The sequence below is a fragment of the Streptomyces uncialis genome, from assembly GCF_036250755.1.
Lineage (GTDB): Bacteria > Actinomycetota > Actinomycetes > Streptomycetales > Streptomycetaceae > Streptomyces > Streptomyces uncialis.
The window spans coordinates 5,267,406-5,281,540 of the sequence record NZ_CP109583.1 but is presented as its reverse complement, the minus strand read 5'-3'; the positions used below and the strand labels follow the sequence as shown (position 1 = coordinate 5,281,540).

At 74.4% G+C, this 14,135-nt stretch carries 7 protein-coding genes; all 7 read right to left on the bottom strand.

The genetic code is table 11. The features are described 5' to 3' along the window. Position 1 precedes the first annotated feature (1 nt). The 7 genes from OG711_RS21935 to OG711_RS21905 all read right to left on the bottom strand — a co-directional run bounded on the left by OG711_RS21935 (position 2) and on the right by OG711_RS21905 (position 13,987). On the bottom strand, positions 2–1,699 hold the full coding sequence (locus OG711_RS21935) for an alpha/beta hydrolase (RefSeq protein WP_329560137.1): 1,698 nt from the start codon (positions 1,697–1,699) through the stop codon (positions 2–4). 300 nt (positions 1,700–1,999) lie between these two features. Then, entirely contained in the window at positions 2,000–3,229 is a 1,230-nt protein-coding gene (locus OG711_RS21930) for a DNA polymerase III subunit delta' (RefSeq protein ID WP_266517132.1), read from the bottom strand. 249 nt (positions 3,230–3,478) lie between these two features. Continuing rightward, on the bottom strand, positions 3,479–7,243 hold the full coding sequence (gene tmk / locus OG711_RS21925; RefSeq protein WP_329560136.1) for a dTMP kinase: 3,765 nt from the start codon (positions 7,241–7,243) through the stop codon (positions 3,479–3,481). Between the two features lie 417 nt (positions 7,244–7,660). Beyond that, entirely contained in the window at positions 7,661–10,501 is a 2,841-nt protein-coding gene (topA, locus tag OG711_RS21920) for a type I DNA topoisomerase (RefSeq protein ID WP_266517138.1), read from the bottom strand. Positions 10,502–10,771: 270 nt separating this feature from the next. Beyond that, on the bottom strand, positions 10,772–10,969 hold the full coding sequence (locus tag OG711_RS21915) for a hypothetical protein (protein ID WP_073795385.1): 198 nt from the start codon (positions 10,967–10,969) through the stop codon (positions 10,772–10,774). 282 nt (positions 10,970–11,251) lie between these two features. Then, the gene (locus OG711_RS21910; protein ID WP_405674934.1) at positions 11,252–12,814 is read right to left on the bottom strand and encodes a DUF7059 domain-containing protein; all 1,563 of its coding nucleotides are present in this window, start codon (positions 12,812–12,814) and stop codon (positions 11,252–11,254) included. Positions 12,815–13,417: 603 nt separating this feature from the next. Further along, a complete protein-coding gene (locus OG711_RS21905) occupies positions 13,418–13,987 on the bottom strand; it encodes a small secreted protein (RefSeq protein ID WP_073795386.1) in 570 nt (189 codons plus the stop codon). Between the last annotated feature and the right edge of the window lie 148 nt (positions 13,988–14,135).

Sequence of the window (14,135 nt, the reverse complement as noted above, 5' to 3'; positions counted from 1 at the left end):
GCTATGAGCAGCGCTTTCCGTCGGCGGGAGGGGTGCCGGTGAGGAGGTATCGGTCGATCGTGGAGTCGACGCAGGTGGACCCCCGGCCGTACGCGGTGTGGCCGTCGCCCTCGTAGGTGAGGAGGGTGCCGGAGTCGAGCTGGGCGGCGAGGGCCTCGGCCCAGCGGTACGGGGTCGCCGGGTCGCGGGTGGTGCCGACGACGAGGATCGGGTCGGCGCCCTTGGCCTCGATGCGCTGCGGCCCACCCGTCGCGCCGAACGGCCAGTACGCGCAGTTCAGCGCCGACCAGGCCAGCCCCTCACCGAACACGGGTGACGCCTTCTCGAAGGCGGGCACCGCTTCGGCGGCCTCGGCGGGCGTCGTGAACGCCGGAGGCAGGTCGAGGCAGTTCACGGCGGCGTTGGCGAACATCAGGTTCCCGTACTCGCCGTCCGACCCCCGTTCGTAGTAGCCGTCCGACAGGGCCAGCAGCCCCGTACCGTCGCGCTTGTCGATCCCGGCCGTCAGCGCGGACCGCAGCCGGGGCCACGCGCCCTCGTCGTACATCGCGGCGATCACCCCGGTCATGGCGAGCGATTCGCCGAGGCGGCGGCCCGGCTTGCCGGTCCGGACGGGTTCCCGGTCCAGCGCGCGCAGGAACGTCTTCAGTTTCGCCCCCGCCGTCGCCGCCTCCCGGCCCAGCGGGCAAGTCGTACGCCGCACACAGTCCTCCGCGAAGGCCGTGAACGCCGTCTCGAAGCCCGCCGTCTGGTCCTCGTTCATCCGGCGGGCGGGCAGTGACGGGTCCATCGCGCCGTCCAGCACCAGCCGGCCGACCCGGTCCGGGAAGAGCCCCGCGTACGTCGCGCCCAGGAACGTCCCGTACGACGCGCCCACATACGTCAGCTTCCGGTCACCGAGCGCGGCGCGCAGGATGTCCATGTCCCGCGCGGTCTCCTCCGTCGACACATGGGGCAGCACCCGCGTCGAACGGCTCTCGCAGCCCTTCGCGAACGTGCGGAACGCGCCGACGAGCCGGTCCTGTTCGCCACGGTCGTCGGGGGTGACATCCGTCTGCGTGTACGCGTCCATCTCCTTGCCGTCGAGGCAGCGCACCGGCTCGCTCCCGGCCACCCCGCGCGGGTCGACGGCCACCATGTCGTAGCGCGCCCGGACGTCGTCGGGGTACCCGACACCCGCGTACGAACGGAGGTAGCCGACCGCCGAGCCGCCGGGGCCGCCCGGGTTCACCAGCAGCGATCCGATCCGCTCACCGGGACCGGTGGCCTCCTTGCGTGCCACCGCGAGCTCGATCTCGCCCGACCCGGGACGCCGGTAGTCCAGCGGAGCGCGCAGCTTCGCGCACTGGAAGCCGGTGGGCTCGCAGTCGCGCCAGGTGAGCTTCTGCCCGTAGTACCGCGTCAGTTCCTCCGGAGTGCTGCCCGCGTGCGGCGCCACCATCGACCCGCCCGGCGCGGACCCGCCCGCCGAGCAGCTGGTGACCAGCAGCGCGGTCGCCGTCAGCAGGACGCCGAACGCCCGCAGCCCCCGGGTGCGGTGGCCACGGGTGGGACGGTCCCGGGGGCAGCGTTCCCCGAGCGCGGGTCCGCCCGGCGTTCGGCCGCCGGGATCAGGACCAGGACCGGGGCCGGTGGGGACGGTACGGCCCTGGGGGCGGGGGTCACGGGCGGGACGGGGTGGGCGGCTGCTCGTGCGCATCCGACGAGACTACGATGCGCGACCTTGCGATCACCTGGCGTCGCCACACGGTCGGTCCGTACGAGTGAATTCCGTTTCCGTTCCGCTGGCGCCGTCCGACCCCGGAGGACAGCCGGGAGCGGACGGCTGGGAGCGGACGGCTGGGAGCGGACGGCTGGGAGCGGACGCGCGCGTCATCCCCCGCCAGGCCGCGCGCCGGAACGCGACCGCGCGCTTCGACCCCGGCCCGGCCCGACCCGCCCCACGTCCACCCCGCCCGGCCCGCGCCGGAGCGCGCGCGTCATCCCGCCCCGAACACCGTCACCCCGTGCGGAGCGCCATCGTCATCGCCTCGACCGCCAGCAGCGGGGCGACATTGCTGTCCAGTGCCGCCCGGCACGCCGAGATCGCGTCGATCCGCCGCAGCGTGGCCTCCGGGGTGCTCTCGCGGGCGAGCCGGTCCAGCGCGTCACCCGCGTCGGCGTTCGCGATGGCCAGCCGCGAGCCGAGCTGGAGCGCGAGGACATCGCGGTAGAAGCCGGTCAGCTCGGTGAGCGCCAGATCCAGGCTGTCGCGCTGGGTACGGGTCCTGCGGCGCTTCTGTCTGTCCTCCAGGTCCTTCATCACACCCGCCGTGCCGCGTGGCATCCGCCCGCCCTGGGCCGCGCCGAGTGCCGCCTTCAGCTCCTCGGTCTCCTTGACGTCAAGCTCCTCGGAGACCTCCTTGGCGTCCTCGGTGGCCGCGTCGATCAGCTCCTGGGCCGCCTTCAGACAGCCCCCGACGTCCGACACCCGCAGTGGCATCCGCACCACGGCGGCGCGCCGCGCGCGGGCCCTCGGGTCCGTGGCCAGCTTGCGGGCCCGGCCGATGTGGCCCTGGGTGGCGCGGGCGGCGGCCATGGCGGCCTCCGGCTCGATGCCGTCCCGGCGGATCAGGACGTCCGCGACGGCGTCCACCGGCGGGGTTCGCAGGGTGAGATGACGGCAGCGCGAACGGATCGTCGGCAGGACATCGTCCACCGAGGGCGCGCAGAGCAGCCAGACCGTGCGCGGCGCGGGCTCCTCGACGGCCTTCAGCAGGACGTTGCCCGCGCCTTCCGTGAGCCGGTCGGCGTCCTCCAGGACGATGACCTGCCACCGGCCCACGGCCGGGGACAACTGGGCGCGGCGGACCAGCTCACGGGTGTCCTTCACACCGATGGACAGCAGGTCCGTACGGACGATCTGCACATCCGCGTGGGTACCGATCAGACTGGTGTGGCAGCCGTCGCAGAAACCGCAGCCGGGGACACCGCCGAGCGCGCGGTCCGGGCTGACGCACTGGAGCGCGGCGGCGAACGCGCGCGCGGCGGTCGGACCGCCGGACCCGGGCGGGCCGGTGAACAGCCACGCGTGCGTCATCCGGGACGCCTCGGGGGCGGGCGGGGGCGGCGCGCCGGACCCCGCGGAACGGTCGGCGACGGCCGTCACCAGCGCGTCGGCGTCCCGGGCGGCGGCGCCGAGCTGCGCGCTCACCTGCTCCTGGCCCACCAAGTCGTCCCATACCGTCATGGGTTGCCGCCCTTACGTCCGCTGTCCGTCCACGTCGTCGCCCGTCGTGGCTGTGCCCCCACCCGGTCCATTGTGGACGACCCCACTGACATCACCGTCCGGACCGACGGCGACCGGGCCCCGGCCGCCACGTGAGTCCGACCGGCCGCCCTGCCCCGGCCACGGCCACGGCCACGGCCACGGCCCCACAATCCCCCGTCAGCGCCAGCAGCGGCTTCAGCGGCGCGCACCCGGCCGGTCCGCGCGGCGTCAGCGGCGCGAACCGCCCGGCCCGCGCCCATCGTCACCACGACCGCCCCGCCCGTACGCGTCACGTCCGCGAGGATCGCGTCCGTACGCGTCACGCCCGTACGCGTCCCCGTCACGCCTGCCGCCGTCGCCCTCGTCGCTGTCGTCGTTCTCTCCGCGCGCGCCGAGCAGTTCGTCGGCCAGGGTCGGCAGGTCGTCGAGCGGGGTCGCCTCCGCCCAGTCGGAACGGGGCCGCCGCTTGGGCACGCCCTGTTCGTCCAGCTGCGGGAGCTCGTGCGTACGGTCGTTGGGACCGGTCACCCGGGTGCGCGGGGCACCGGCCGACATCGGTCCGGCCGGGCGCTCGTCGCGGAAGTAGCCGGGCGGCACGCGGTCCGTCGGGGCGCCGGTGCCCCGGGGCCGCACCGGCGGCAGCACGGCCGTGTCGTCGGCCGCGCGGTCGTCGGGCATCTGCGGGAGCACCGCTGTGTCGTCGTCGGAACCGTCTGGCCGTACGGGCGGCAGCACGGCCGTCTCGTCCGCCGGACCGGAGGGCACCCGGGGCAGCACCGCCGTGTCATCGGACGGCAAGCCGGACGCGGGGCCCTTGCGGGGACCGCCTCGGTCCGCCGGGCCGGACGGCACCCGGGGAAGCGTCGTCGTGTCGTCGTCGGCCCCGGCACCCGTGCGCCGATCACCCGTGCGCGGATCACTTGCGCCCCGGCCATCCGTGGACCGACCCCCGCCGGCCCCGCCCCCGGCGATCCCGCCCTCGGCGAACCGGCCTTCCGTACCATCCGCAGACCGACCAGCCGTGGAACGGCCATCCGCGGAACGACCATCCGCGGACCGGTCATCCGCGGAACGGCCGTCCGCAGACCGGTCATCCGTGGAACGGTCATCCGTGGAACGGTCGCCGCCCGGCCGAGGGGGCTGCGTGGACGCGGCCCGGTCCCGTGCCTCCGCGGCCCGCCGGGCCGCCTCCGCGCGCCGGGCGGCCTCCGCCTCACGCATCTGCTCCGCCTGCCGGGCCTCCGCCAGCCCGCGCGCCTCCTCGGCGCGCCGGTCCCGCTCCGCCTGACGGGCCGCCTCCCGCGCCTCCTCCGCGCGCCGGGCCTCGGCCGCCTGCCGCTCCTCCTCGGCGCGGCGGGCGTCCTCGGCGAGGCGTTCGCGCTCCGCGCGGCGGGCCTCCTCCGCGCGCCGTTCGGCTTCCGCCGCCTCGGCGGCGCGACGGGCCTCCTCCGCCCTGAGCAGGGCTTCCTCCGCCTTGCGCTGCTTCTCCAGCCGCCGGGCCTCGGCCTCGGCGCGCAGCCGGGCCTCCTCCTCGGCCTGCTTGCGCAGCCGCTCCTGCTCGGCGGCGCGCGCCTCCTCCTCGGCCTGGAGCCTGGCGCGCTCCTCCTCGGCCTTGCGGCGGGCCTCCTCCGCGCGGCGGCGGGCCTCCTCGGCCTGCCGCTCGGCCTCGCGGCGCTGGGCCTCCTCCAGCTCGCGCTGCTTGCGCTCCTCCTCCTCGGCGCGCAGCTTGGCGAGCTGCTCCTGGCGCTCGCGCTCCAGCCGCTCCTCCTCGGCCTTGCGCGCGGCCTCCTCCTCCGCCTTGCGGCGGGCCTCCTCCTCGGCGGCCTTGCGGGCCTCTTCCTGGGCCTTGATCTCGGCCTCGGAAAGCGGCAGCAGGACGTCGAGCTGGTTGCGGACGACCGTGGTGACGGCCTCCGCCTCCTGGCTCGCGTCCACCACGAGGTAGCGGCCGGGCGCGGCGGCGGCCAGGGTGAGGAAACCGGCCCGCACGCGCGCGTGGAACTCGATCGGCTCGGACTCCAGCCGGTCCGGGGCCTCCGTGAAGCGCTCGCGGGCGGCCTCGGGGTCGACGTCCAGCAGGATCGTCAGATGCGGGACGAGCCCGTCGGTGGCCCAGCGGGAGATCCTGGCGATCTCGGTCGGGGACAGATCGCGTCCGGCGCCCTGGTAGGCGACGGAGGAGTCGATGTAGCGGTCGGAGACGACCACGGCGCCCCGTTCGAGCGCGGGGCGCACCACGGTGTCGACGTGTTCGGCGCGGTCGGCCGCGTAGAGCAGAGCCTCGGCGCGGTGGGACAGTCCGGCGTCGGAGACGTCCAGGAGGATCGAGCGCAGCCGCTTGCCGACCGGGGTGGCGCCGGGCTCACGGGTGACGACGACCTCGTGGCCCTTGCCGCGGATCCACTCGGCGAGCGCTTCGGCCTGGGTGGACTTCCCGGCGCCGTCGCCGCCCTCCAGGGCGATGAAGAAGCCGGTGGCGGCCTGGGCCTGGGCCGGGTCGCCGCCGCGCAGCGCGTCCCGCAGGTCCTTGCGCAGCGGGACGCCGGAGCGGTCGTCGGTCCGGGCGAGGACGAGGGCCGCGACGGGCAGCAGCAGGGCGCCGACCAGCATGAGGGTGAACGCGGCGCCGCCGTGGTCGAAGACGAACTTGCCGTTCTCCAGGCGGTGCGGGCCGATCAGCGCGGCGAGCAGGGGGGCCACCAGGGCGCCGAGCGCGACGAAGACCCGGACGACCGCGTGGAGATGCTCGGTGGTGCGGGCCCTGCGGTACTCCTCGGTCTCCTGGTCGAGCAGGGTGTGCCCGGTGTTGGCGGCGACCCCGGCGGCCGTCCCGGCGAGGGCCGTGATCAGCAGGACGGAGGTGACGTCCGGGACGAGGCCCGCCGCGAGCAGCGCGGCGCCGGTGGCCGCGACGGAGAGCGCGAGCAGCCGCCGCCGCGAGAGCGACGGCAGGACGGCGGGGCCGGTACGGATACCGAGGACGGTGCCGCCGGTGAGCGCGAGGACCAGCAGGCCGTACAGCACCGGCCCGCCGCCGAGGTCGCCGGCGTGCAGGACGGCGACGCCCACGGCGGCGGCGATCGCGGCGGCGACGGCGCCGCAGGCGAGGACCAGCGGGGTGACCGCGCCCGTCCGGCCCCGGTCGGGCGTGGTGCCGGTGCGGGGGCGGCGCAGCCCTTCGAGCGGGGAGCGCGCGCGGGGCGTGGGGGTGGCGGGCAGTTCGACGAACCAGACGACGGACAGCGACGCGGCGAACAGTCCCGCCGCGGCGTACGACGCGAGGGCCGCCTGGTGGGCGCCGAACCAGTCGATGCCCGCGCCCAGCAGATTCCCGACGAGGGTGGTCACGACGAGCGTGAGGGCGGCGAGCGGGAAGGCGACGAAGCCGGTGCGCAGGGACAGCCGGCGCAGGGCGTCCAGGTGGTCGGGCAGCGGGCGGACGGCCGCGCCCTCCGGCGGCGGCGGGGGCAGCAGCGCGGGGGCCGCGCTCTCCCGGCAGATCGTCCAGAAGCGTTCGGCGACCCCGATGACGAACGTGGTGACCAGGAGCAGCACGAGGGCGCTGCCCGGTGTCCACAGGATCCACAGCGGGGCCACGATCAGCAGCGCGGCCCGCAGCCCGTCGGTGGCGACCATCGTCCAGCGGCGGTCCAGCAGACCGCCGGGCGAGGTGAGCGAGGTGAGCGGGCCGAGCAGGACGGCGCCGCACAGCAGGGTCGCGAGGATCCGGGTGCCGAGGACGGCCGCGACGGCGAGGGCGGCGCCCTGGTAGCCGCCGCCGAGGGAACCCCGGCCGACCGCCGTCTCCAGGGTCAGCAGCACCAGGACGAGCAGGGCGAGGGCGTCGCCGATGCCGCCGATGAGCTGCGCTCCCCAGAGGCGTTTGAGGGGGGCGTTGTGCAGCAGGGCGCGCAGGGCGCGCTCGCGGGAATCGGCGACCAGGGCGGTGTCGGAGGCCGGTTGTCCGGCCGTTGGCTGCTCGGCTCGCGTCATCCTGACAGCCTATCCGGCCGCGCCGACACCAACCCCGCGTCCCGTGCCCCGCGTCCCGCCACCGGGCCCGTGCCCTGTCCCGCCCGGCCCCGCGCCCGGTGTCCGGCACCGGCCCCGGGCCCCTGGCCCACCGACGGCGCCCTGCCCGCCGCCCCGCAGCACCACCGCGCGGCCGGGCCCGCGAAACCGGAGCCGGCCCGGGAACGCCGTACGGGGCCGGGAGCGAGGTCCCGGCCCCGTACGGGGTGCACATGTCGAACGTCGGGCGGTCAGGGCCCGGACCTGCGGGCGTCACCGCGGATCCGGGCACCCCCGGACCTGCGGCCGCCACCCACGCCGACCCCGTACGCCGCACGCCTGAGGCCGTCACCGCGGCCCCGCACGCCCCGCGTCCGGGGCGGGACTACGGCGTGACCGTCAGGCGTCCGGGCCCGCGGTCTTCGTCGCGGACGCCTTCTTCGCGGGCGCCTTCTTGGCCGTGGCCTTCTTCGCCGTGGTCGTCTTCTTCGCGGCCGTGGCCGTGGCCGTCTTCTTGGCCGCGGTCTTCTTGGCCGGCGCCTTCTTGGCGGGTGCCTTCTTCGCCGTCTTCTTGGCGGGGCTCTTGGCCCGCTTCTCGGCGAGCAGCTCGTAGCCCCGCTCGGGCGTGATCTCCTCGACGCTGTCACCGGAGCGCAGCGTCGCGTTGGTCTCGCCGTCGGTGACGTACGGGCCGAAGCGGCCGTCCTTCACCACGACGGGCTTGCCGCTGACCGGGTCCTCGCCGAGTTCCTTCAGCGGCGGCTTGGCCGCGGCCCGCCCGCGCTGCTTGGGCTGCGCGTAGATGGCGAGGGACTCGTCCAGGGTGATGGTGAAGAGCTGGTCCTCGCTGGTCAGCGACCGCGAGTCGGTGCCCTTCTTCAGATACGGGCCGTAGCGGCCGTTCTGCGCGGTGATCTCGACGCCCTCGGCGTCCTTGCCCACGACGCGCGGCAGCGACATGAGCTTGAGCGCGTCGTCCAGGGTGACGGTGTCCAGGGCCATCGACTTGAAGAGCGAGGCCGTCCGCGGCTTGACCGCGTTCTTGCCGGTCTTCGGTGTGCCCTCGGGCAGCACCTCGGTGACGTACGGGCCGTAGCGGCCGTCCCTGGCGATGATCTGGTGGCCGCTGACCGGGTCGGCGCCCAGCTCGAAGTCCCCGCTCGGCTTGGCGAGCAGTTCCTCCGCGAAGGCGACGGTCAGTTCGTCGGGCGCGAGGTCCTCGGGGACGTCCGCGCGCTGGTGGCCCTCGGAGTCCTTCTCGCCGCGCTCGATGTAGGGGCCGTAGCGGCCCACGCGCAGCACGATGCCGTCCCCGACGGGGAACGACGACACCTCGCGGGCGTCGATGGCGCCCAGGTCGGTGACGAGTTCCTTGAGTCCGCCGAGGTGGTCGCCGTCGCCGTTGCCCGCGTCGGCCGCGGCGCCCGCGCCGTCGCCGGGGCCGCCCTCGCCGAAGTAGAACCGGCGCAGCCACGGCACGGCCTGGGCCTCACCGCTGGCGATACGGTCGAGGTCGTCCTCCATCCGGGCGGTGAAGTCGTAGTCGACGAGCCGCCCGAAGTGCTTCTCCAGCAGATTGACCACGGCGAAGGACAGGAAGGACGGGACGAGCGCGGTGCCCTTCTTGAAGACATAGCCGCGGTCGAGGATCGTGCCGATGATCGACGCGTACGTGGAGGGGCGGCCGATCTCGCGCTCCTCCAGCTCCTTGACGAGGCTGGCCTCGGTGTAGCGGGCGGGCGCCTTGGTGGAGTGACCGTCGACGGACATCGCGTCGGCGGACAGCGGGTCGCCCTCGCCGACCTGCGGAAGCCTGCGCTCGCGGTCGTCCAGCTCGGCGTTCGGGTCGTCGGCGCCTTCGACGTACGCCTTCAGGAAGCCGTGGAAGGTGATCGTCTTGCCGGAGGCGGAGAACTCGGTGTCCCGGCCGTCGGCGGCGGTGCCGCCGATCTTGACGGTGACCGAGTTGCCGACCGCGTCCTTCATCTGGGAGGCGACGGTCCGCTTCCAGATCAGCTCGTAGAGCCGGAACTGGTCACCGGTGAGACCGGTCTCCGCGGGGGTGCGGAAACGATCACCCGACGGGCGGATCGCCTCGTGCGCCTCCTGCGCGTTCTTGACCTTCCCGGCGTACGTGCGGGGCTTGTCGGGCAGGTAGTCGGCGCCGTACAGCTGGGTGACCTGGGCGCGGGCGGCGCGGACCGCCGTGTCGCTCAGCGTCGTGGAGTCCGTACGCATATAGGTGATGAAGCCGTTCTCGTACAGCTTCTGCGCGACCTGCATCGTGGCCTTCGCGCCGAAGCCGAGCTTGCGGCTCGCCTCCTGCTGGAGGGTCGTGGTGCGGAACGGCGCGTACGGCGAGCGGCGGTACGGCTTGGACTCGACGGAGCGGACGGAGAAACGGGTGTTCTCCAGGGCCGCGGCGAGCGCGCGGGCCTGTCCCTCGTCGAGGTGGAGGGTGTTCGCGCCCTTGATCTGCCCGAGGGAGTCGAAGTCGCGGCCCTGCGCGATCCGGCGTCCGTCGACGGCGGTGAGCCGGGCGACCAGCGCCGCGGGATCGGAGGCGTCACCGGCGCGGCCGGTGCCGAAGGTGCCCGTCAGGTCCCAGTACTCGGCCGAACGGAAGGCGATGCGCTCGCGTTCCCGCTCGACCACCAGCCGGGTGGCGACGGACTGGACACGGCCCGCCGACAGCCTCGGCATGACCTTCTTCCACAGGACCGGCGAGACCTCGTAGCCGTAGAGGCGGTCGAGGATGCGGCGGGTCTCCTGGGCGTCCACGAGCTTCTTGTTCAGCTCGCGCGGGTTGGCGACGGCGTCGCGGATCGCGTCCTTGGTGATCTCGTGGAAGACCATCCGGTGGACGGGGATCTTGGGCTTGAGCACTTCCTGGAGGTGCCACGCGATGGCTTCGCCCTCGCGGTCCTCATCGGTGGCGAGGAAGAGCTCGTCGGACTCGCTGAGCAGCTCCTTGAGCTTCTTGACCTGGGCCTTCTTGTCGGCGTTGACGACATAGATCGGCTGGAAGTCGTGTTCGACGTCCACCCCGAGTCGGCGCACCTCACCGGTGTACTTCTCGGGGACCTCGGCGGCTCCGCTCGGAAGGTCGCGGATGTGTCCGACGCTCGCTTCGACGACGTAGCCGGGGCCGAGATAGCCCTTGATCGTCTTCGCCTTGGCAGGCGACTCGACGATCACGAGTCGGCGACCGCCATGTGCGGCCTCGCTGGTCGGGGACAACTTCGCTCTTCTCTCCGGTCGACGCTCGATGACGCTGCGTTACGTCACGATGGCTGGTGCGGTACGGCGGGCCGTACCGTGACGCTGCGGAGTGTGACGGTACATCCCGCCCCCGTGTCAAACGGGAAAAGCCCGCAACGGCCACTCGAACGGTAACCCGACTACCGCCTTTCCTGCCGCCCGGAGTGCCGACCGGCCCCGGCGGCGGTGCGCGGCGGGTGATCCACCGCCCGCCCCGGGGCTGTCCGGGGCCCCGCCCGGGGACCCGTCTCAGATTCCGCTGAAGCACCACACGGCGAGCATCAGCGCCGTCACCCCCGCCGAGGTCGCGACGGCCACAGAGGTGCTCCGCGCCACCCCCTCGGCGACCGGCAGCCGCTGCCGCAGCCGCGTCCCGGTCCACAGCAGCAATGCCCCTCCGAACAGGGCGAACACCGATCCCGCGAAGATCGCCGGCGCGTTTTCCATGGCCCTAGCCTCCCCTTCCCCGGTCCCCAGCGGTGGGAGGCTGGCACGTCCGTACGGCGGTGCGGCGAACCAAGGGTGAACGGCGGGACCTCCGCGGGGTGAACCCGTTCCGCGACGGTCCGCGGGACGGCCGCGGGACCCCGGGAACGGCCGGTGCGAAACCCGCCACGGAAGACCGGGAACGGCCCTCACGCGCGCGTGCCCGCGGCCCGGCCCGCGTCCCGGCCCGTTACGCGCCCCGGCTGTCGCACGGGTGCGGGTCCCGGCCGTCGCCCGGGCCCGTCACGCCTGGACGGGCTCCAGGAATCCCTGCTCCACCAGGGAACGGATCTGCTCCGGGGTCCGCGAGCGCAGCACCACCGGATCCTCACCGAGCAGCTGCGCGATGGCGTCGAGGATGCGGGCGGCACTCAGCGTGCCGTCGCACACCCCGGCGAACCCGGCGGCGACCGTGTCGACGCGGGCGGCACGGCGCATGCCCCGGTTCTGCCGCAGCACGACATGCTCGGGGTCCTCCGCGCCGGGCAGTCCGACCTGCTCCTGCACCACCTCGTCCGCGAGCCGGAAACGCTCGGCCAGCAGCGCCGCGTCGTCCCGGCCGCGCAGATAGTCCTGCCGGGCGAAGTGCGCGCGGACGGTGTCCCCGAGCGGCTGCTCGACGGGGTGCGGCCACTCCTCGACGGTCACCGACGGCCGCGCCGCGTCCGTCCGGCGCAGGGTGATCCAGCCGAAGCCGACGGACCTGGTCCCGCGCGCCTCGAACTCGTCCAGCCACGCGTCGTACCGGGCGGCGTAGGCGGCCGGGTCACCGCGGTGGTCGCCCGCGTCCCGCAGCCACAGTTCCGCGTACTGGGCGATGTCCTGGACCTCGCGCTGCACGATCCAGGCGTCGCAGCCGCGCGGCACCCAGGAGCGGAGCCGCTCCGTCCAGTCCTCGCCGTCGACGTGCTGCCAATTGGCGAGAAACTGTGCGTAGCCGCCCGGGTTCAGCCGTTCCCCGGCCTGCTGGACGAGGTTCCGGCACAGGTCGTCGCCGCTCAGACCGCCGTCACGGTAAGTGAGCCTGGCGCCCGGCGAGATCACGAACGGCGGGTTGGAGACGATCAGGTCGAAGCGCCGCTCGCCCACCGGCTCGAACAGCGAACCCTCCAGCAACTCCGGGGCGGGGACCCCGGAGAGCGCCAGGGTGAGGGCGGTGATGTGCAGGGCCCGCGGGTTGAGGTCGGTCGCGGTGACCCGGGTGGCGTGCCGGGCCGCGTGCAGCGCCTGGATGCCGCAGCCGCTGCCGAGGTCGAGCGCGGATTCGACGGGCGTCCGTACGGTGATGCCCGCGAGGGTCGTGGACGCGCCGCCCACACCCAGCACGACCCCCTCGTCGGCCGTACCGCCGTCCGCCCCGGTCGCGCCGCCCGCGCCGCCGACCGCGCATCCGAGGTCCGAGACGATGAACCAGTCCTCGCCGTCCGGCCCGCCGTACGGCCGTACGTCGACCCGGGCGGCGACCTCGTCGCCGCCGACCTCGGCCAGCCAGCCGTCCGTCACACAGCGCGCGACCGGCAGCACGGACGCGACCCGGGCGCGGGGCACCGGCTGCTGGAGCAACAGCAGCCGGACGAGCGCCTCCAGGGCGCCGTCCCCCCGGGTGGCCCGCAGCGCGGGAACGGTCTCGCCCCGGGCCAGCGCGGCGTACGCGGACGCCCCGAGCAGTTCGAGCAGCCCGTCGGCGGTGAAGTCGGCCGCCAGCAGCGCCTCCCTGAGCGCCCCGGCCGTACCGGAACCCCCGCCGGAACCTTCGGCACCGTCAGGACCGCCGGGAGCGGAGGACGCGGGGGACACCGAGGACACGGAGGAGCCCGAGGACCCGGAAGACACCGGAGCCCCGGACGGCACCGGGGACACGCGGGACACATCGAGGACAGGCAGACGCGAGAGAGTCACGCCCTCATTCTCCCCGCCCCCGCCCCGGGCCGGAGCACCGAGGGAGCGCCCGCCGTCGTCGGCGGGCGCTCCGGGAGGCGGAACGGGCGGGCCGGGCCCACCCCGTCGGCGCCGGGAACCGGACCGCCCCAGGTGGGCCACCCGGGCGAGGCGGGGCCCCGGGCGGTGACGGGGGTGCGGCGGCCCACGGCCGGGGTCACCGGAGTCGGGGTCACCGGAGTCGGGGTACCGGGGCCGAGCCGCCCGCCGGGCCGGGTCCCCGGGTCACGAGGTCGCCGGGTGTGCCGGCTACCGGGTCACCGGGGCCGGGGCGCGGGGCGGGAGCGGGGTCGTCAGGTCCGGGGTCGCCAGGTGTCCGGGGTCACCTGGGCCGGGTCACCTGGGCCGGGTCACCGGGTCCGGGTCACCGGGGCTGAACGACCCGGTCGGCCGCCGGGGCCGGGGCACCGGAGTCAGGGTTCACCGGGGCCGGAGGTCTGGGGCCGGGGGCGACGAGCCCGGGGGCCGGGGTCAGCCGCTGGCCGCCGCCGGGGAGGCGCCCGCGTTCTTGCAGCCCTCCTGCTTCTGCATGGCCTTCCCCACGTCACCCTCCTCCAGCGTCTTCAGCGCGTTGTTCCCGCTCTGGCCGAGCTTGATCAGCTCACCGGCGATGTTGTCGAGACCGCTGGCGAACTTGCCCTGGTCGTCGGTGTCGAGCGCGTCGACCTGCTTCTTGAGCCCGGCGTAGGCCGCGGAGATCCCGTTCAGCTCCTTCACCGCGTTCTGCTGCTTGGTCTCACCGTCGTCGACCGGCGGGGCGCCGGCCTTCTGCACGGCGGCGCCGATCGCCTTGTACGCGTCGGACATGTCCTGGAACGCCTTGGAGTCGGTGGACTTGACGTCCTCCGGCTTGCTGTTGTCCGCGGTCTGCGCCTGGATCGCGGTATTGGCGCTCGCGATCTTCTTGGACTGCGGCTCGACGGAGTCGCAGACGGTCTTGGCCCAGGAATCGAGCTTCTCGTTGCCGTCGTCACCGCATCCCGACAGAGCCAGTACGAGTACCGCACCGCCGGACAGTGCGACAGCGAGCTTCTTGTTCACCGGATCGGTCCCTTCCGTGGCCTCTCGGCCCCGGAACTTACACGTCGATCGGGGGACAAGCAGGTGCGGGGCATCCCCTCTGCCCGCTATTGAAGCCATTTGCACCAAGAGCATCCTCGTACGGCGAGACAAGGCTCACGGAGCCGGG